Annotated in this window: 19 protein-coding genes and 2 tRNA genes; 16 read left to right on the forward strand and 5 right to left on the reverse strand. The window is 70.6% G+C overall.

Going from position 1 to position 18,764, the window contains the following annotated elements:
* The first annotated feature begins 12 nt into the window (after window positions 1-12).
* Window positions 13-843, forward strand: a complete 831-nt coding sequence (locus tag ACZ4N4_RS33155) for a GNAT family N-acetyltransferase (RefSeq protein ID WP_467595711.1) — start codon at window positions 13-15, stop codon at window positions 841-843.
* A 40-nt stretch (window positions 844-883) separates the two neighbouring features.
* Here the strand turns inward: ACZ4N4_RS33155 and ACZ4N4_RS33160 are convergent, their stop codons facing one another.
* Complete coding sequence (locus ACZ4N4_RS33160; protein ID WP_453575540.1) at window positions 884-1,402, reverse strand: DsbA family protein; 519 nt, start codon at window positions 1,400-1,402, stop codon at window positions 884-886.
* A gap of 237 nt (window positions 1,403-1,639) precedes the next feature.
* Here ACZ4N4_RS33160 and ACZ4N4_RS33165 point away from each other — a divergent pair, with 237 nt between their 5' ends.
* Both ACZ4N4_RS33165 and ACZ4N4_RS33170 read left to right on the forward strand, forming a co-directional pair.
* The gene (locus ACZ4N4_RS33165; RefSeq protein WP_467595714.1) at window positions 1,640-2,086 is read left to right on the forward strand and encodes a hypothetical protein; all 447 of its coding nucleotides are present in this window, start codon (window positions 1,640-1,642) and stop codon (window positions 2,084-2,086) included.
* A gap of 267 nt (window positions 2,087-2,353) precedes the next feature.
* Window positions 2,354-2,506 (forward strand): hypothetical protein, encoded by a 153-nt coding sequence (locus ACZ4N4_RS33170; RefSeq protein WP_352219917.1) that lies wholly within the window; start codon window positions 2,354-2,356, stop codon window positions 2,504-2,506.
* A gap of 135 nt (window positions 2,507-2,641) precedes the next feature.
* Here ACZ4N4_RS33170 and ACZ4N4_RS33175 read toward each other — a convergent pair whose 3' ends face one another.
* Together ACZ4N4_RS33175 and ACZ4N4_RS33180 are read right to left on the reverse strand one after the other, a co-directional pair.
* Complete coding sequence (locus ACZ4N4_RS33175) at window positions 2,642-3,202, reverse strand: CGNR zinc finger domain-containing protein (protein WP_360490296.1); 561 nt, start codon at window positions 3,200-3,202, stop codon at window positions 2,642-2,644.
* A 272-nt stretch (window positions 3,203-3,474) separates the two neighbouring features.
* Window positions 3,475-3,888, reverse strand: coding sequence for an SsgA family sporulation/cell division regulator (locus tag ACZ4N4_RS33180; protein ID WP_004002642.1), 414 nt, complete (start codon window positions 3,886-3,888; stop codon window positions 3,475-3,477).
* A gap of 191 nt (window positions 3,889-4,079) precedes the next feature.
* Here ACZ4N4_RS33180 and ACZ4N4_RS33185 point away from each other — a divergent pair, with 191 nt between their 5' ends.
* From ACZ4N4_RS33185 to ACZ4N4_RS33230, 10 genes are all read left to right on the forward strand, one after another.
* A complete protein-coding gene (locus ACZ4N4_RS33185; RefSeq protein WP_467595719.1) occupies window positions 4,080-4,544 on the forward strand; it encodes a TIGR02611 family protein in 465 nt (154 codons plus the stop codon).
* Window positions 4,545-4,620: 76 nt separating this feature from the next.
* Window positions 4,621-4,692: transfer RNA gene (locus ACZ4N4_RS33190), tRNA-Val, on the forward strand.
* A 1,051-nt stretch (window positions 4,693-5,743) separates the two neighbouring features.
* A complete protein-coding gene (locus tag ACZ4N4_RS33195) occupies window positions 5,744-7,030 on the forward strand; it encodes an ABC transporter substrate-binding protein (protein WP_467595721.1) in 1,287 nt (428 codons plus the stop codon).
* An 11-nt stretch (window positions 7,031-7,041) separates the two neighbouring features.
* Complete coding sequence (locus ACZ4N4_RS33200; protein WP_467595723.1) at window positions 7,042-8,004, forward strand: carbohydrate ABC transporter permease; 963 nt, start codon at window positions 7,042-7,044, stop codon at window positions 8,002-8,004.
* Window positions 7,974-8,858 (forward strand): carbohydrate ABC transporter permease, encoded by an 885-nt coding sequence (locus tag ACZ4N4_RS33205; RefSeq protein ID WP_467595726.1) that lies wholly within the window; start codon window positions 7,974-7,976, stop codon window positions 8,856-8,858. Before ACZ4N4_RS33200 ends, ACZ4N4_RS33205 begins: the two co-directional genes overlap by 31 nt.
* A 4-nt stretch (window positions 8,859-8,862) precedes the next feature.
* Window positions 8,863-9,450, forward strand: coding sequence for a hypothetical protein (locus tag ACZ4N4_RS33210; protein ID WP_453577236.1), 588 nt, complete (start codon window positions 8,863-8,865; stop codon window positions 9,448-9,450).
* Window positions 9,451-9,545: 95 nt separating this feature from the next.
* A complete protein-coding gene (locus ACZ4N4_RS33215; RefSeq protein WP_467595729.1) occupies window positions 9,546-12,284 on the forward strand; it encodes an exo-rhamnogalacturonan lyase family protein in 2,739 nt (912 codons plus the stop codon).
* Window positions 12,285-12,405: 121 nt separating this feature from the next.
* A complete protein-coding gene (locus ACZ4N4_RS33220; RefSeq protein WP_467595731.1) occupies window positions 12,406-12,852 on the forward strand; it encodes an SRPBCC family protein in 447 nt (148 codons plus the stop codon).
* A gap of 39 nt (window positions 12,853-12,891) precedes the next feature.
* Window positions 12,892-12,966 (forward strand) — tRNA-Val (locus ACZ4N4_RS33225).
* Window positions 12,967-13,112: 146 nt separating this feature from the next.
* A complete protein-coding gene (locus ACZ4N4_RS33230; RefSeq protein WP_453577228.1) occupies window positions 13,113-13,517 on the forward strand; it encodes a nuclear transport factor 2 family protein in 405 nt (134 codons plus the stop codon).
* 19 nt (window positions 13,518-13,536) lie between these two features.
* Here the strand turns inward: ACZ4N4_RS33230 and ACZ4N4_RS33235 are convergent, their stop codons facing one another.
* Window positions 13,537-14,571 carry a GlxA family transcriptional regulator gene (locus tag ACZ4N4_RS33235; protein ID WP_467595734.1) on the reverse strand — a complete coding sequence of 345 codons (1,035 nt, stop codon included), beginning with the start codon at window positions 14,569-14,571 and terminating at the stop codon, window positions 13,537-13,539.
* A gap of 287 nt (window positions 14,572-14,858) precedes the next feature.
* Here ACZ4N4_RS33235 and ACZ4N4_RS33240 point away from each other — a divergent pair, with 287 nt between their 5' ends.
* Window positions 14,859-15,986: a TDT family transporter gene (locus ACZ4N4_RS33240; protein WP_467595737.1), complete on the forward strand. Its 1,128-nt coding sequence runs from the start codon at window positions 14,859-14,861 to the stop codon at window positions 15,984-15,986.
* Window positions 15,987-16,044: 58 nt separating this feature from the next.
* Here ACZ4N4_RS33240 and ACZ4N4_RS33245 read toward each other — a convergent pair whose 3' ends face one another.
* Window positions 16,045-17,580 (reverse strand): SLAC1 family transporter, encoded by a 1,536-nt coding sequence (locus ACZ4N4_RS33245; protein WP_467595740.1) that lies wholly within the window; start codon window positions 17,578-17,580, stop codon window positions 16,045-16,047.
* Between the two features lie 208 nt (window positions 17,581-17,788).
* Here ACZ4N4_RS33245 and ACZ4N4_RS33250 point away from each other — a divergent pair, with 208 nt between their 5' ends.
* Together ACZ4N4_RS33250 and ACZ4N4_RS33255 are read left to right on the forward strand one after the other, a co-directional pair.
* The gene (locus tag ACZ4N4_RS33250) at window positions 17,789-18,178 is read left to right on the forward strand and encodes a MarR family winged helix-turn-helix transcriptional regulator (RefSeq protein ID WP_467595742.1); all 390 of its coding nucleotides are present in this window, start codon (window positions 17,789-17,791) and stop codon (window positions 18,176-18,178) included.
* Between the two features lie 137 nt (window positions 18,179-18,315).
* Window positions 18,316-18,732 (forward strand): ester cyclase, encoded by a 417-nt coding sequence (locus ACZ4N4_RS33255; RefSeq protein ID WP_453577214.1) that lies wholly within the window; start codon window positions 18,316-18,318, stop codon window positions 18,730-18,732.
* The last annotated feature ends 32 nt before the right edge of the window (window positions 18,733-18,764 follow it).

Genomic DNA, 18,764 nt, shown 5'->3' on the forward strand with positions numbered 1-18,764 from the left:
AGAACACCTCTGATGACCACCACCCTGCGGCCGACCGAGCCGCTTCAGCACGAAGCCGACGGGACGCGTTCACGCCGGTACCAGGTATGTGTGAACAGTCGTCCCGTCGGCGCGATACACCTCGGCATCAGCCCCCACTTCGGCAACTCGGTGGGCCGGATCCTGGACCTGCGCATCGAGGAGCCGGACCGCCGACGAGGCCGGGGCACGGTCGCCGCGCTCGCCGCGGAGGAGGTGCTGCGCGGGTGGGGGTGCACGCGGATCGAGGCATCGGTGCCCGCGGGGGCGGAGGCGAGGGCGGCGCTGCAGGCGGCGACCGTCCTCGGCTACCTCGTACGCAATCGCCACATGGAGAAGCCGCTCGGCGACACCGCGCCCGGACTGCCCGCGGGGAGCCGGGGGCGGCCCATGACCCCGGCGGAGTTCGGCTCCTGGCAGGAGAAGCACGCAGAGGACTACGCGCGGAGCTGGATCGAGCGCGGGGTGCCCGAGGCGGAGGCCAGGACCAAGGCTCTGCGGGACACCGCCACCGCCCTGCCCGACGGCCTGGCCTCCCCGGGAATGGTCTTCAGGGTCCTGGAGCACGAAGGGACCGCGGTCGGCACGCTCTGGACGGGCACCCGGGAGGACAGGGCCTTCGTCTACAAGGTCGAGACCGACGCGCGCCACCGGGGCAGGGGGCACGGCCGCACGCTGATGCTCCTGGCGGAGGCGCAGGGCGTTGCGGCCGGCCGAAACGCCATCAGGTTGAACGTCTTCGCGGGCAACACCCCCGCCGAGCGGCTCTACGAGTCACTCGGCTACGAGACGATCACCTACCACCTGTACAAGAATCTGCTCTGAAAGCCGCTCCGGCACTGACTGTGGGGTTGCGGCCGCGGGGTTACTCCCGCTCGGCCAGCAACCGGTCCGCGATCTCCGTCACCCGCTCGCGCAGGCCCTCCTGGCTCTTGCCGCCGTCGAGGCGTTCGCCGCCGATGACGTAGGTCGGGGTGCCGGTCACGCCGATGGCCTGTCCCTCGGCCTGGTCGGCGTCGACGATCAGGATGTGCCGGCCGTCGACCAGCGCGGTGTCGAACTCCTCGGCGTCCAGGCCCAGTTCACGGGCCACCTCGACCAGGAACGGCTCGCCCTCGCGGTCCAGTTCCTCCACTCGGCCGAGGACCGCCTCGACGTACTCCCAGCCCTTTCCCTGCTCCAGAGCCTCCTCGGCGGCCTGTGCGGCGGCGAAGGCGTGCTTGTGCTTCTCCAGCGGGAAGTGCCGCAGCCGCAGCTCCAGCCGGTCGCCGTACCGGGCCCGCAGGGCGCGGAGGTCGTCCAGGGCGCTGCGGCAGTCGGGACACTGGAGTTCGCACCAGACGTCGAGGACCGGGGCGTCGGCGCGCGCGGGGGAGTCGTTCATGGCGACCAGTCTTCCAGGCCGGACTCCGTCGACCCAATCGTGACGGTGGGCGGCGGCCGGTGGCCGGCCGTCATCACCGCTCGTCCCTGGGGTGGAGACGACCCGGAGAGCACCCCGAGATGCCCCTGATTGTCGGGCCTGGGCATGGATCGCACGGGCCGGGCGGTGCACGATGGAGGGGGCGCGACGCAGCGCGTGTCCGTCGCCCCGCCCGACCGAGCCCGCCAGGAGGACCGGATGATCGCCGAGACAGTCTGTTCCGCAGCGTCCGCGGCGGGGCTGGGCATCGCCGTGGTGACCGCCTACCGCAAGCGGTACCTGTCGGCGGCCCGTATCGCCGCCTACTCGCTCGTGCCCGTCGGCCTGGTCATGACGGGAGTGGTCGGCTGGCTCGCCGACACGGCGTTCAGCCCCACCGCTTGGGCGGGCTTCGGCGTGCTCGGTGCGGCCTGGGCCCTGTTCGCCTCCACGCGCGCCGTGGAGCGACGGCGCGGCTCCACCCGAGCCGAGCGCAAGGCGGCCGCCCGGGGCGAGCGACGGGACGCCGTCGCCCCCACCGCCTCGGCACCGTCGCTGGGTCCCGCCACCCGCCCGGCGGCCAAGCCCGCGGGGGCGTCCCGCGGTACCGGCTCGGGTGAGGACTTCAGCGACATCGAGGCCATCCTCAAGAAGCACGGAATATGACGCTCCGCGAGGGCGGGCCCCACGCGGGCTTCCGAACGGCGGCCGGCGCCGCGTCGCGCCGGTCCGACGCTGTTCAGACGGGTCGCGGGCGGATGCATATGACAATCGCATGAGGCATTGAAACGACACAGTGCGGCTACGGCGCGCGCGGAAGCGTTCACTGCGCGAGCGCAAGTGAACCGGACATCACGGAATTCGGCGAACTCCCGCCCATTCCGGGCGTGTTGATCGCGCGGCGGGTGCTCGCTGGGTCATCATCGCCGCGAGATGCTGGACACGAAACAGAGCGAGGCCGTGCCGCCGAAGGACGAGCCGCGCGGGTGCCTCTTCGCCCTTTCCCAGCCACCGCTGATGATCTTCCTTGCGGTGATCGGGTGTCTGCTCCTCATGGCTGCGCTGCACGACCTGCTGTGGCTGTGAGCCGTACCCGCCCGTCCCGGCGCCACCCGCCGGGACAGGCGTCGGCATCGACGAACCCCGACGGCGAACCGTACGACCGGCCCGCGGTCTCAGTCCTTCCGGGCTTCGGGCGTTCTCCGGCACCTGGCCCGGGGGTCAGCCCGCCGCCTCCTTGCGACGCGCCCGGTAGGCGGCGACATGCAGCCGGTTTCCGCAGGTCCGGCTGTCGCAGTAGCGGCGCGAGCGGTTGCGGGAGAGGTCGACGAAGGCGCGCCGGCAGTCCGGGGCCTCGCAGCGCCGCAGCCGCTCCTGCTCCCCGGCGACGACGAAGAACGCGAGCGCCATCCCGCAGTCGGCGGCGAGGTGGTCGGCCACCGAGGCGCCCGGCGCGAAGTAGTGCACATGCCAGTCGTAGCCGTCATGGTCCGTGAGCTGGGGAGTGGTGCCCGCGGCCGCGACCAGTTCGTTGATCATCCCTGCGGCGGTCCGGGCGTCCGGGGCGGCGAAGATGCCCGCGAACCGCCCGCGGACCCTGCGCACCGCCGACAGGTCGAACTCCGAGAGCACGCCCACACCGCTCATGTCGTGGTTTCGTACGAAAACCTGGAGCGCCGCGACATCGGGCAGTCCGTCCGGCGCCGTGTCGTCCTCCGGCGCGGTGTTCACCAGGTCCACCACGGCGTCTAGGGAACACCGGGTGTCGTGGGTGATCAGCACGTTTCGCTCCCTGGCCTGGGGGTCGGGCGGGCGCCCGCCGATGGTGGCCGATCGTAGCGACATACGGCTCCACCGCACCGTGCTCTGTCCCACTCGCCGCCGCCCTGTAGAACGCGCGGCGCCCGCCGGTGGTTCCCAGGCACACGGACACACCGGCGCCGCCCCGTGACCGATCGATCACGGTGGCGGCACCGGTGCTGCCGTATGCGGTTGTCTAGGCCCGAGCCGTCTCCCCGAGTGGACGGCGCCGGGCGGCTTGCAGGGGCGTTGCCCTAGCTCTCCGCCAGAATGTGCGAGAGCTCCTGATCGAGATCGAAGTGCCGGTGTTCCGTGCCGGGCGGCACGGCGGCGTCAGTGCGCTTCAGGAAGGACTCCAGAGCCCGCGCCGGGGCTTCGAGCAGGGCTTCGCCCTCCGGAGAGCTCAGGGCGATGCACACGACGCCCTGACCGTGGCTGCGGGACGGCCAGACGCGGACGTCGCCGGTGCCGGTGGGGCGGTGCAGCCCCTCGGCGAGGAGGTCGCGGGCGAACACCCACTCGACGGTCTCCTCGGCTCCGGTGTGGAAGGTGGCGTGCACGGCGTAGGGGTCGGCCGTGTCGTACCGCAGGCCTGCGGGGACAGGCAGGGAAGACTCGCTCGACACAACGAGGCGCAGGTGCAGCTCGCAGCTGACCGTGGTGTTCATAAGCGCCAGGGCCTTTCGCTCAGTGTGCGCTCGGGGATTCGCACGTCGGCGAAATCGACATGCCACCTACGGTGCCGTTGTAAACCCCTCTGAGTGTTTTGCGTGTGTTTACGTAACTCTTCCGGCCGAGAACCTCGGCGCGATCTACGACCATTCCGGTGACCGGAATCGCTCGGGTAGGGTTTGGTCGTATGAATACGGGGAGTAACGAACCGGGCGAGGCTGCCGTGGCCTCGGACGGGAGCGAGGTGGACGGGACGGACGTGGATGGGGCGCGCGACGAGCGGGGGCTCGGATCGCGGGCGCCCGAATTCGTCAAGGCGCGCCGGATGCTGCACCTGAGCTGGCAGGTCGGGGTCTTCGCGGTCGGCCTGGCGGTGGTGGGCGTGGGTGTCGTCCTGCTGCCGTTGCCGGGGCCCGGCTGGGTGATCATCTTCGGTGGCATGGCGATCTGGGCGACCGAGTTCGTCTGGGCCCAGCTGGTGCTCCGGTGGACGAAACGCAAGGTCACCGAGGCGGCCCAGAAGGCCCTCGACCCCAAGGTGCGCCGCCGCAACATCACGCTGACGGCGATCGGCCTGGTGATCGTGGCGGGGCTGGCCGGGATCTACCTCGCCAAGTTCGGCATAGTGATGCCCTGGAAGATCGAGGACTGACCCGGCCGACGGCCGCGGACCCCCGGCGACTGGTCGGGGGCACCCCCTGACATGGGGTAATGTTCTTCCTGCGTCCGGGCGATTAGCTCAGTGGGAGAGCGCTTCGTTCACACCGAAGAGGTCACTGGTTCGAACCCAGTATCGCCCACCCGGAACCACGGCCCACCTGCGAGAGAGCAGGTGGGCCGTGGTCGTTCACAGGCCGGGGAGGGCCGCCGGGGGAGCCCGGCGGCCACACCGGCCTCGTAACGGCCTGCGGCGCGTCTGCTGTGCCCCCGTGTGCCGACGAGGCGGGTGCGGCGTGTGGGCACCGACTCCGCCGCGCTCCGAGCCGTGCGAGGGCTTTCCTGGCCGTCCGAGGTGGCGTGCACGAACACGGGCGGTACGCGGCCTTGCCGCTCCGCTCGGCGGCCGATCGCACCCGCCGGGTAGTGCGGAAGTCGCCGGTGATCTGCGCGGCGAGCCCGCTGGGCGGGACCGGAGGGGGGGCGTGTCGGGGGGCGAAGCGGTCGGAGGAATCGGCCGCGCCGCCGGCTCGGTGCCGTGAGAACCGTTCGTTCATGACGGTGCCCCACCCTCGCTGCCGACCAGGCCGAGCCATCGCCGGGAGGCGAATCCGCAGCGCCCACCCCGAACCCTCGCGGCCCCCCCCCCCCGCAACGACCCCTCGTCCCGGCCCACCTGCCGGCCCGACCCCTCCGGTCGCGCTCTCCGGCCCTGCTTTCCGGCCGGGGGCTCCCTGGCCTGGCCCTCCGGTCGCGCTCTCTGGCTTCGGCTTCCGGTCGCGGGCTCCCTGGCCTGGCCCTCTGGTCGCGCTCTTCGGCTTCGGCTTCCAGCTGCGCCCTCCCCGGCCCGACCCTCTGGCCGCGCCCTCTGGTCGCGCTCCCCGGCCCCGCCTTCCCCGGCCCGCCCGTCGAGGCCGGCTAGCCGAGGCCGACCCATCGAGGTCGACTCGTAATCCTCGCCCCCGTCGGTCACTTCGCGTTCGGCCGCCCGACCGTGCGCCCCTCACCTGCGCCGTCGCCCGGCCGGAGGCCCCCGTGCCCGCACCCCGGCGCGTCGTTCCGCCGCCTCCGGCCGCAAGAAATTCCTGTCCGAATCATTGACGCCTCACCGGCCCCTCCGTAACTTGTGCCAGCAAGCGCTTACTTGAAACGATTCATGCAGGCGTCGGCGACGCTGCGGGGAGGGGCCCGACTGTGGGAACGAGCAGGAACATGGAGCGGCGGACCGTCCTGAAGGCGGCCGGGGCCTCGGCGGCCGTGCTCGGGCTCGCCGCTACGACCGGCTGCGGAGGCGGAAGCGGTTCCGGGGACGGGACGGTGACGATCCGTTACTCGTGGTGGGGTGCCGAGGAACGCGCCACGAAGATCAATCAGACCATCAGGCTCTTCGAGAAGAAGTATCCGAAGATCAAGGTCAAGACGGACTTCCAGACATATCAATCGTTCTGGGAGAAGTTCCAGACCCAGGCCGCCGGCGGAAATCCCCCGGACGTTTTCCAAAATGCCGTCACCTTTCTTCGGAAGTACGACAAGCGCGGAATTCTCCTCGACCTCAAGTCTCAGGTTCAGGCAGGCAATCTGAGCCTGGATCACTTCCGATCCGGCGTCACGAAGGTCGGCGAGGTGGACGGCAAGCAGCTCGGAATCCCGGTCGGTTCCAACACCATGGCGCTCGTCATCGACAAGAAGGTGTTCGAGAAGGCCGGCGTCGAACCGCACGCGGGCTGGACGTGGGACGACTACTTCAAGGCCCTGAAGACCATCCACGACAGGACGAAGGTCGCGGGGGACACCGGCTACTTCGCCATCATGTACCTCTACGACCTCTACCTCCGCCAGAACGGCAAGGCGTTCTACACCGAGGACGGACTCGGCTTCGACAAGGCCGACCTGACGGAGTGGTGGGCCGACGGCTACAACCGCGTGAAGGCCGGCATCGTCACGGACCCGAAGGTCGTCGCCCAGGACGCCCCCAAGTCGTCCCTCTCGGCCGGGCACGGCGCCTCGGAGTTCACCTGGGACAACTTCACCGTGCGCTACTCGTCGGAGGGTGACAGCACCTACGGTCTCGCGCCGATCCCGACCATGGACGGCAAGCACACGGGGCAGTACCTCGCCTCCCTGATGCTGAGCGCCTCCGCCCGTACCGCTCACCCCAAAGAGGTCGCGCAGTTCATCGACTTCATGGTCCACGACCCCGAGGTCGGCAAGATCATGGGATACGACCGGGGCATCCTCGCGAGCACCGAGCAGTACACGGCGTTCAAGCCGACCGACGTGGTGAACAAGGAGATCGCGCAGTACGAGGACGACACCGCCAAGGCGGGCGTCCTCGGCACGATCACCCCGCACCCCTCCGGTGCCGACACCATCGAGGCCGCCTTCCTGCGTATCGGCGGCGACCTCGGACAGGGCAAGACGAAGGTCGCGGACGCGGTGAAGCAGTTCTTCACCGAGTCCGAGGCCGCGTTCCAGGCTTGATGGGACCTGTCGTGACGCTCGTCAAGGACTCCCTGCCCGCCGCGCGCGGGACGCGTTCGGCCGCCTCCGCCACCACGGGGCGGCGGCCGGGCCGCCGGCGCGAGAACCTCGCCGGCTACCTCTTCATGTCCCCGTGGATCGCCGGCTTCCTGCTGCTGACCGCGGGACCGATGGTCGCCTCGCTCTACTTCGCGTTCACCGACTACAACCTCTTCAACACCCCGAAGTGGGTCGGGTTCGACAACTTCACCAAGATGTTCGACGACCCCCGCTGGCAGAAGTCGGTGGAGGTGACCGCGAAGTACGTGGTCATCGGCACCCCGCTGAAACTGCTGCTCGCCCTCGGAGTGGCGATGCTGCTCGCCCAGAGCCGGCGCGGCCAGGCCTTCTACCGGGCCGCCTTCTACGCCCCCTCGCTGATCGGCGCGAGTGTCTCGGTCGGCTTCGTCTGGCGGTCCCTGTTCTCCGACGGCGCGGTCGTGGACCGTACCCAGTCCTTCTTCGGCTGGCACGTCGGCGGCTGGGTCGGCAACGCCGACTGGGTGCTGTACTGCCTGGTCGCACTGACCGTGTGGCAGTTCGGGGCACCCATGGTCATCTTCCTGGCGGGCCTGAAGCAGGTCCCCAGGGAGTTGTACGAGGCGGCCGAGATGGACGGCGCCGGGCCGCTGCGGAAGTTCTGGAACATCACCCTGCCGATGATTTCGCCGGTGCTGTTCTTCAACGTGCTTCTGGAGACCATCCACTCCTTCCAGATCTTCGGCTCGGCCTATGTCGTCTCCAACGGCACCTGTGGACCGGCCGACGCCACGCTCGTCTACACCTGCTACCTCTACGAGCAGGGCTTCAAGAACGCCCAGATGGGCTTCGCCGCCGCGATGGCCTGGATGCTGCTGCTCGCCGTCGCCCTGGTGACAGCCGTCCTCTTCTGGTCCCAGAAGAAATGGGTGCACTACGAGGAGGCCGCCCGATGAGTTCCCCCGCTCTCTCCCGCAAGCGCACCGGCTCGCTCGCCTGGCACCTGGGCGCCCTGCTGATCCTCGCCGTCATCCTCTATCCGGTGGTCTGGGTGATCGGCGCCTCGTTCAAGCCCAGTAAGGACATCATCAACAGCCTCCAGCTGCTGCCGTCCCACCCGATCCTGTCCAACTTCAAGGGCCTCGCCGCCGGAATCGCGGACATCTCGATCTGGACCTTCTTCCAGAACTCGCTCTTCTACGCGCTCGGCGCCGTCGTCGGCGTACTCGTCTCCTGCTCGCTCACCGCCTACGCCTTCGCCCGGATCCGCTTCGCCGGCCGCAACCTGCTCTTCTCCCTGATGATCGGCACCCTGCTGCTGCCGTACCACGTGCTGCTGATCCCGCAGTACGTGATGTTCCAGAAGCTGGGCTGGATCAACACCTACACCCCCCTGCTCATCGGCAAGTACCTCGCGACCGAGGCCTTCTTCGTCTTCCTGATGGTGCAGTTCATGCGGAACCTGCCCCGGGAACTGGACGAGGCGGCCCGGCTCGACGGCTGCGGGCACTTCCGCATCTACTGGTCGATCGTGCTGCCGCTGTGCCGGCCCGCCCTGATCACCAGCGCGATCTTCACCTTCATCAACGCCTGGAACGACTTCATGGGTCCGCTGATCTACCTCAACGAGCCCGGCAAGTACACGGTCTCGCTGGGCCTGATGATGTTCCGCGACTCCGACGGCGTGGCCGCCAACTACGGCGGGATGATCGCCATGTCCCTGGTCGCGCTGCTGCCCGTGCTGCTGTTCTTCCTCGCCTTCCAGCGCTATCTGATCGACGGAATGGCGACCTCCGGACTGAAGGGCTGAGGCCGTGGCCGACGACGTACGGGCGAAGTCCACCGCCTTCTCCGACCGCTTCGGCGTCTTCGCCGAATGCCTGCTCACCGGCGTCTGGATCGCCGTCGCCTCCCTCGGTGTCGTCACCTACCCGGCCGCCTTCGCCGCCGGCGCCCGGCATCTGCGCCGCCGTACCGGGCAGGTGGGCGGCGGGTGGCGGGAGTTCGTGAGCGACTTCCGGGCCGCCCTGTCCGGCGGCTGGCTGGTCGGGCTCGCCGGGTGGGGTGCGGTCGCCGTGGCCTGGGTGGATGTCCAGGCCGTCCGGGCCGGGCTGCCGGGCGGGCCGCTCGTCGGAGCCGTCGGCCTGTTCGCGGTGATCGGCCTCGCCGTCGCGGGGCTGCGCGCGGCGGCCGTCTGGGCGCCCGGCGACCGCTGGCGCACCCTGCTCGCGGCGGCCGGCCGCCGTACCGTCCTCGACCCCGGCGGATCCTTCCTGCTCGTCGGGGGAGCGGTCCTGGTGGCCGGTTCCGCCCTGCTCATCGCGCCGCTGGCGGTGCCCGTGCTGGGCGCCGTCGCGGCGGCGGCCGTCGCCGTGGAGGAGCGCCACCGGCGCGACCGCTGACCGGCCACGTACCAGGGGCGGCGCCCATCCGGCGCCACACCCCTGTCTGTCATGCCCCTGACCATCCCGCACTCGCACGGAAAGGAAGGCGGACGATGTCTCCCATCCCCCGCAGGTCCCTCCTCAAGGCGGCCGCCGTCGCCGGTGCCGCCGCCCGGTTCAGCTGGGCGCTGGGCGCCGAGGACGCGCAGGCCGCGCCCAGAGCCGAGGCCGCCGACGCGGACCCGGTGACCCTGGACTGGCTGGAGGACGGCGGTCTCGGCGCCGCGCCCGGCTCGACCGTCGGGGTGCCCTGGCCGAGGGGCGCGTTCCGGGAGGGCCAGACCTTCGCGCTGACGGACGAGAGCGGCGACGACGTGCCCGTCCAGTCCTGGCCGATCGCCTACTGGCCGGACGGCTCCCTCAAGTGGACCGCCCACGCCGTGAGTTCGGGCAGCGGAACGCTCACGCTCGCGCCGGGCGACACGGTGGCGCCCGACAGGAAGGTCACCGTCTCCACGAGCGGCGGGACCGTCGACGTGTCCACCGGCGTGATCTCCGTGAAGATCGGCAAGAACGGCTCGACACTCGTCAAGTCGGTCACCCGAGGCTCGACGGAGATCGCCAGGAACGGGCGGCTCGTCCTCGTCCGCCAGCCCGAGATCGAGGACGAGGACCAGGGCGCGGTCAGGACCGAGCGCTTCGACGGCGCCATCGACGCGGTGACCGTCGAACAGAAGGGGCCTGTCCGCGCCGTCGTCCGCATCGACGGCAAACACCGCAAGGGAAACCGGAGTTGGCTGCCGTTCTCGATCCGTCTCTACTTCTACGCGGGCGCCGACTCCTTCCGGATGGTCCACACGATCACGTACGACGGCACCCAGGAGCCGGGCAAGGCGAGCGGCGACTTCATCCGCGGGCTCGGTGTCCGTTTCAGCGTGCCGATGCGCGACGAGGCGTACGACCGGCACATCCGTGTCGGCGGTGAGGGTACCGGCCTGCTGCGGGAGGCCGTCCAAGGCGTCACCGGGCTGCGCCGGGACCCGGGCGCGGCCGTGCAGGCGGCCCAGTACGCGGGGCAGCGGCTGCCCGACCCGTCCACCTGGGACCAGCGGGTCACCACCCGCCTCCAGTACATCCCGCACTGGGGTGACTACACCCTCGCCCAGCTCTCCGCCGACGGCTTCACCCTGCGCAAGCGCACCAAGAAGGGGTACGGCTGGATCGCGGCCGGCGGCGGCAAGCGGGCCTCCGGCTTCGGGTACGTCGGTGGCGCGAGCGGCGGATTCTCCTTCGGGCTGCGGGACTTCTGGGAGAAGTTCCCCGCCCAGCTCGACATCCGCGACGCCCACACCGACGAGGCCGAGGTCACCCTCTGGCTCTGGTCGCCCGAGGCCCAGCCGATGGACCTGCGCTCCTACCACGACGGCATGGGCCAGGACACCTACGCCGAACAGCTCGAAGGCCTTGAGATCACCTACGAGGACTACGAGCCCGCATTCGGCACCCCCTACGGCATCGCCCGCACCTCCGAACTCCTCTTCTGGGCCAACGAGTCGACGCCCGCGCCGGAGACCCTCGCCCGGCAGGTCGAGGCCGTGCGGACGCTGCCCCAGCTCACCGCTCCGCCCCGGCAGCTCATCAGGGCCAAGGTCTTCGGCCCCGGCCTCTACTCCGAGCCCGACCGCTCCACCGCGGCCAAGGCGAAGATCGAGGACCATCTCGACTTCCTCTTCACCTACTACAAGGACCAGGTGGAGCAGCGCCGTTGGTACGGCTTCTGGGACTACGGCGACTTCATGCACACCTATGACACCGTGCGCCACCAGTGGCGGTACGACGTCGGCGGCTACGCCTGGGACAACTCCGAGCTCTCGCCCGACCTGTGGCTCTGGTACGCGTACCTCAGAAGCGGCCGCTCGGACATCTTCCGGTTCGCGGAGGCGCTCACCCGGCACACCGGCGAGGTGGACGTCTACCACCTAGGCCAGTGGGCCGGCCTCGGCACCCGGCACGGCGTCCAGCACTTCGCGGACAGCGCCAAGCAGCAGCGCATCTCCAACACCACCTACCGGCGCTTCTACTACTTCCTCACCGCCGACGAACGCGTCGGCGACCTCATGGCCGCCAACGTCGACTCCGACGAGACCTTCCTCGTCCTCGACCCGCTCCGCAAGATCCGCACCGACCCCTACACCCCCGACCGGCACGCCCTGTCCATCGGCTTCGGCACCGACTGGAGCGGTCTGGTGTCGGCCTGGCTCACCGAGTGGGAACGCAAGGGCCCCAAGTGGGAAAAGGCCAAGGCGCGGGTGCTGTCGACCATGGAGGGCATCGCCGCCCAGCCCAACGGCTTCGTGCAGGGCAGCGGCCTCTACGACCTCGACACCGGCAAGTTCGCCACCGCCGCCGCCCCGGTCGTCTCCGTGTCCCACCTCTCGGCGGTCTTCGGCCTCAACGAACTCTGCGCCGAACTCATCCACCTGGTCGACATGCCGAAGTTCAACGAGGTGTACTTCGACTACTGCCGCTACTTCAACGCCACCAAGGCCGAACAAGCGGCACGCTACGGCTCCAACTTCGGGACCCTGCTGCTCTTCCAGGGCCACTCGAGGCTCGACGCCTACGCCGCCGTACAGACCGGTGACGAGACGCTCGCCAGGCGTGCGTGGACGAAGTTCTACAGCTCCGACGGCTATACGGAGTCCTCGCCGTGGAAGACCGCGCCGCTCTCGGGGCCGGTCACGCTCGTCGCGGGGAGCGAGGCGAGCTGGGTGTCCTCCAACGACACCGCGCTGTACGGGCTCGCGGCCATCGAGAACCTGGCCCTGCTGGGCGACAAGATGCCGTCGTAGCGGGTGAAGGGGGGAGCGCCGTCGCACGGGCGGCGGCGCTCGCACTCAAGAGTGTGGTCCGGGTCACTCTGTGCGGCATGAGTATGCGTACTCAGATCGACCCGCCGGGCAGACTCCGCCCATGGACTGGACCCACTACCGCTTCCGCAGTCTGTGGCCGCTGCCCTTCGGGGGCGCGGCCGTCTACCAGGCCCTCGCGCGGGTCGAGGACTACCCGCGCTGGTGGCCGCAGGTCCGCACGGTCAGCCGGCTGAACGACATCACCGGCATCATCACCATCCGCTCGGTCCTGCCGTACGACATGACGTTCACCGCACGCGAGACCCGGCGCGACCCGGCCGCCGGCGTGCTGGAGATCGCGATGAGCGGCGACATCGAGGGCTGGGCCCGCTGGACGGTCACCGCCGACGGCAGCGGCACCCTGGCCCGCTACGACCAGGTCGTCGACGTCGGCAAGCCGCTGCTGCGCCGACTGGCCGTCCCCGGGCGGCCGTTCTTCCGCGCCAACCACCGGCTGATGATGTGGTCGGGACGGCGGGGACTGTGCAGGCACCTGCAAGCGGTTTGAACGAAGCCCGCCGGTCCCTGTATCGTTCACTGCGTTCCCGGGCGATTAGCTCAGTGGGAGAGCGCTTCGTTCACACCGAAGAGGTCACTGGTTCGAACCCAGTATCGCCCACCACCGGGAAGGCCGGTCCGCCTGTGCGGACCGGCCTTTTTTGTATGGGTTCCGGCCGAATGGTGGACCCGCCGGCCCGCACCCGCCTGCCCATCGGCGCGCCGCGGTCAGGTGTGCCTAGGCTGTCACCGCTGCGGAAAGGTGGTGCCATGGACGCTGATTCCGGGATCAGGGCCGCGATCGACGAGCATTGGCGGGCATCGGAACGCGGGGACGTCGAAGCCGAGCACGCCGTCTACGCCGACGACGCGATCCTCGACTACCCGCAGTCGGGGGAGCGCTTCCGGGGGCGCGAGACGATCGCCGCGCAACGCGGCGGACACCCCGCCGACCGGCACTTCACGGTCCGGCGGATCACCGGACACGCGGGAGTGTGGGTGAGTGAGTGCGTCATCACCTACGACGGCGTGCCCTCGTACTCGGTGAGCATCATGGAATTCGCCGACCGGCATGTGGTGCACGAGACGCAGTACTTCGCCGGGCCGTTCGGCTCACCGGCCTGGCGGGCCGCGCTCGCCGAGCCGATGCCGGGGCGGACCATCACGAGCGCCTGACGCCGGCCTCGCGGATCGATCAGCCGGGCGGCCCAACGTCGCCGGCGGTGTCCGCCGTGTCCGTGGTGTCTGTGGCGTCCGTGGTGCGGAAGCGTGCCCGGTAGGTTCCCGGCGTGATGCCGAGGTTGCGTGTGAAGGCCCGGCGCAGCGACTCCGGTGAGCCGAAGCCGGTGCGCCGGGCCACCGTGGCCATGGGGTCGTCGCCGCCCTCCAGCATCGCCTGGGCGGCTTCCATGCGCATCCGCTCGACATAGCGGGCCGGGGTCGTGGACATCTCGTCGTGGAACAGGCGCGTCATGTGACGCGGACTCACACCCGCCCGGCGCGCCATGGCCGAGAGGGTGTGGTCGGCGGACGGGTCCTCGGCGACCGCGTCCAGGACCCGGCGCAGCATCTCCTGCCGCACGAGCGGAGTCCGGGTGCGGACGCTGAACTGCGACTGGCCTCCCGGTCGCTGCATGAACACGACCATGTCCTTGGCCACGGCCCGGGCGACATCGGCGCCGAAGTGCTCCTCCACCAGGGCCAGTGACAGATCGATGCCCGAGCTGACGCCCGCCGAGGTCATGATGTGGCCGTCGCGCACGAACAGCGGGTCGGCCGCCACGGTCACCCGCGGGTACCGCAGGGCGAGCTGGTCGGCGAAGCGCCAGTGCGTGGTCGCGGTGCGCTCGTCGAGCAGTCCGGCGGCGGCGAGCAGGAAGGCACCGGTGCAGATGGACGCCGTACGTCGGCTACGTGCGTCGAGCGCCCGCACGGTGTCCAGCAGGGCGTCGTCCTTGACGAGGGAGGGCCACTCGGGGCCGCCGGGGATGACCAGCACGTCGCTGACATCCTGCGCCTGCGCGGCAGGCAGATCGACGCTCAGGCCGGTGCCGGACGCGGTGGCCACGTCTGCGCCGTCCGGGGACACCGTGCGCACGCGGTAGCGGCCGCCGAAGTCGTTGGCCGACGAGAACACCTCGATCGGGCCGGTGACGTCGAGCAGGCGAACGCCTGGGAAGAGCAGCACGGTCACCAGCAGGGGTTTCCCGCCTGACGCTCTGTCCTTCATCGTGCGCCTCCTGGCCGGACGGACTCGCTCCACAGTAGGCCCGGTGGGTTTGATTACCCAATTCACCTGACCGGGCGGTGCCCCGATGTCCTGGAGTGAGGGCGTCCTGGCACGTGCTGCGCTGTGGCGGGATCAGTGCCGCGCCCTACCTTCGGAAGCGCCAACGGGCCGACGGTCTCGGCCGTGACCCGCGAGCTGCCGGGCGTGGACGGGCCGGTCGGCCCGTCACCGCCGCCGGTCGGAGGCGGTGACGAACCCCGACACGAGAAGAGAAGGCGCTCCACGCCGTGGCACCCCACTCCAGTACCAGCCCAGCGATCCCGTCCCAGGGCGGCCCGGTTCCGCGAGTTTCCGGACGTACCCGGGGTCGGCCCAGCGGGGCGCACGGCACCCGGAGAGGGCGGCTCGGTCCCAGTTGGTTCGCGGCCGTCATGGGCACCGGGATCGTGGCCTCCGCGGCTGCCACCCTGCCGCGAACCTTTCCCGGGCTCGGGGTGGCCGCCACGGTGGTCTGGGCGGCGGCCGCGCTGCTGCTGATCGTGCTGGGCGCCGGGTATCTCGGGCAGCGGATGCTGCGCGTGCACGCCGGTGATCCGGTGCTGGCGCAGTTCTTCGGGGCGCCACCGATGGCGCTGCTCACCGTCGGGGCCGGGACGCTGCTGCTCGGCCGGCGGCTGATCGGGGAACGGGCGGCGCTGGACGTGGACTGGGTGCTGTGGTCCGCCGGTACGGTGCTCGGTCTCGCCACCGCCTGCGCGGTGCCGTACCTGATGGTCACCCGGCACCGTTTCACGCCGGACGCGGCGTTCGGCGGCTGGCTGCTGCCGGTGGTGCCGCCGATGGTCTCCGCCGCGACGGGCGCGCTGCTCGTCCCGCGGGCGCCGGCCGGGCAGCCGCGGCTGGCCCTGCTGCTGGGCTGCTACGCGATGCTCGGCCTCGGGCTGGTGGCGGTCCTGCTGGTGCTGGCCATGGTGTACAGCCGTCTGGTGCACCACGACGCGCCCAGCGGTGCGACGGTGCCCACGGTGTGGATCGGCGTGGGGGCGCTGGACCAGGCGGTGACGGCGCTGGGTGCGCTGGCCACGGCGGCGCCGAGCACGCTGCCGGCCCCGTACGCGCGCGGGAGCGCGGTAGCGGCCCTCCTGGGCGGAATCGGGATATGGGGCTTCGCCACGCTGTGGCTGGTGCTCGCCACGGCGCTGACCGTGCGGGAGGTCCGGCGGGGGCTGCCCTTCGCGCCCACCTGGTGGTCCTTCATCTTCCCGCTCGGCGCCTGCGTCACCGGCACCAGTGCCCTCGCCACCCGTACCGGCTCTGAGCTCTTCGTGTGGAGCGCCGTCGTCCTGTACGCGCTGCTCGTCGTCGCCTGGGCGGTGGTGGCCTGGCACTCCTTGCGGCACGCCGTCCGCCGGTGACACCGCCCCGGCGCCGTGCCGGGTGCGTCCACCGGAGGGCGCTCCCCGCCCGCGAGCGTCAACCCGCCGCGCGAGACGGCGTCCGAGGGGGTGCCGTGGCGCGCGGCCGGAGCACGGTCGCCGCCATGGCGGCGAACACGACGGCCCAGAACCCCGCGGCGACCCACACCTCCCAGCGGCCGGCCGTGGACATCCAGGAGGTTCCGGTGGCGCGTCCCAGTTCGTGGGTGGTGACCGCGTACATGCCGACCGGGAAGACGAGGTTCCACCAGCCGAGCTCGTAGCGCAGCGGAACGCGGCGCACGGCGTGCCGCCACACGCCCAGAGCCAGCAGGAGCGGGATCAGCCAACTGGAGAACGACCACAGGACCACGGACGACCCCAGGACGACCGGACGCGACAGCAGCAGGCTGCCCGGCGGAAGCGAGACCAGCCGCACGCCGGCGAGCACGGCGATCGCCGCCGCCCCCATGAAGATCCAGACCGACGTCATGAGAGTCTTCGGCTGCACCGGCCGGACCAGCAGTCTCGCCAGCACGATCCCGGCGGTCAGCAGGTACTGCATCAGCCCGACGGCCCAGCACACCACCGCCAGCACGGGCAGCACGTGTCCCGGCGTCACCCGTGCCAGCGCGGCCGCCGCGACGGCCACCGACTCCGAGGCCACCGCCCACAGGAACCAGGTGCCGTTCACCTGGTCGAGCGCCGGACCGCGCCGCGTGGTGGTGATGAGCGCGAGCGGAATGCCGTAGTCCAACACCAGCCACACCAACGCGCCGAACGCCAGGAACGCTCCGGCCACCGCGGTGCGGCCGTCCAGGACGAAGCGTGCGGCCAGCACGTTGGCGGAGATGGCGAGCGTCAGGAAGGCGAAGGCACGAGGCCCGAGGAGATCCGCGACGAACCGCTGCCGGTGGCGCAGCAGCCGCAGGCCGTAGGCGGGCACCAGGACCGCGAAGCCGGCCAGGGCCACCCAGAGCAGTGCTGTGGAGAGGGCGTCGGCGCCGTTGGCGTACAAGCAGGTGGAGACGATGCCGGTGCCCATGACGAAGGCGAGCGCCCCCGCGTTGACGTCGGCCAGGGCGGCGAGAGCGGCTGCCCGGTGCCCAGGCGGGCGCCTGCCGGGATCGGCGTCTCCGGCATCGGGACGGCCGGTGTCGGGACGTTCGGTGTCAGGAGGGTCGGCATCAGGACAGTCGGCAACGGGACGTTCGGTGTCAGGAGCGCCGTGGTCGGTGAGCCACTCGGCGAGTACCGCGGCATGACTGTGGTCCGTGTCCTGAGCTGCGGTCAGCAGAGTGAGGCTGTTGTGCTCGGCCAGGTCCCGTAGCCGGGCGGCCGCCCTACGGTGCTCGGGATCGTCCAGCTCGACCAGGTACCGGCGACGGAACTCACCGAACAGGCGGGGGTCCTGTCCGTACCAGCGCTGCAGTTCGGCGGACGGCGCGACATCCCGCAGCCATTGGTCGAGAGGCGCGTCCAGCCGGTCGATGCCCTCCGGCCAGGCGCGGTCGACCAGCACCCGCTCGGCGCTCCCGCCGCACTCGGAAGGCGGTTGCCCGTGGATCCCGCGACAGACGATCTGCTTGGCCATGGCATACGCTCCGGCGGCTCTTGCGGTAAGTGCATCCTAGTGGAATGTGCATTTCATGTAAGTCTGGACGTTTTGTGAGGGGTGTGCGGGCCGGTGTCCTGATCCGAGGGCCTCGTGTCCGTTCGGCCCGCGATCGGTGTCGTACGGCGCCTGGTTGTGATGGTCCGGCCGCGGGTTCGCGGCCCGAGGAACCGTCTCCCGGAGCGACATGAGCGACATGAGCGACAGTGATCCGTCGGACACCACCCGGCGGCAGCCGCCACCGATCCTGCTGACCCTGGGGCACCTGCACGGCGAGCTGCGGGCGCTGCACGGGCTGTCGCTCCACGGTTATCTCATTCTCGGTGCCGTCGCGGAGGCCGGGGGCGGCCCCGTGCCCGTGGCCCGGCTGACGGCCTTCCTCCGGGAGTCGGGAAGCCGGATCACCTCTCTTCTCAAGGGTTTGCAGGCGGCCGGACTCATCGAACGCGATCGACGTGCCGGAGACCGCAGGACGGTCGAGGTCACCCTGACCGACGCCGGACACGCCAGGTTCGCCGACGCCGAGAGGACCGCTCAGGCGCTGCTGCGCAGCCGTCTCGCCCCTGGGCCGTGGTGAGCCGGGCCGGCGTCGCCGGATGCCTGCCGGGTGGACATGCCGGCCGCGAGCGGCGGAGGTACGGTCGGGGGACGGCATGGATGCGGACCTCTCAGCCGACGAACAGGCCGGCGCCCGAGACACGCCCGGGAGGGCCCATGGCTCAGCAAGCGAACATCGCCGCGCAGACCGCCTTCGGAGAGGCCGTCGTCTCCGGTAACCTCGACGCCCTCGACGAGATCGTCGCCTCCCACTCGGTCGACCACGATCCCGCCCCCGGACAGGGGCCGGGGCCCGAGGGGTACAAGGACATGTTCGGCGAGTTGCGAGAGGCCTTCCCCGACTTGAACGTCCAGGTGGAGCATCTGCTGGCCACCGACGACGAGTTGGCCTTCGCCTACGTCATCAGCGGGACGCACCTGGGGCCGCTCATGGGGCGACCGGCGACCGGCAAGAAGGTCAGCTACCGAGGCATGCAGATCAGCCGCTTCGACAGTGATGGCAAGCTCGTCGAACGCTGGGGCAGCAGCGACGAACTCGGCATGCTGCGACAACTCGGCCTCGTCGCGCTATGAAACCGTGAAGCCGTGAGGCCGTGATGTGGCGG

The sequence above is a fragment of the Streptomyces sp. NPDC026538 genome, assembly GCF_055567535.1.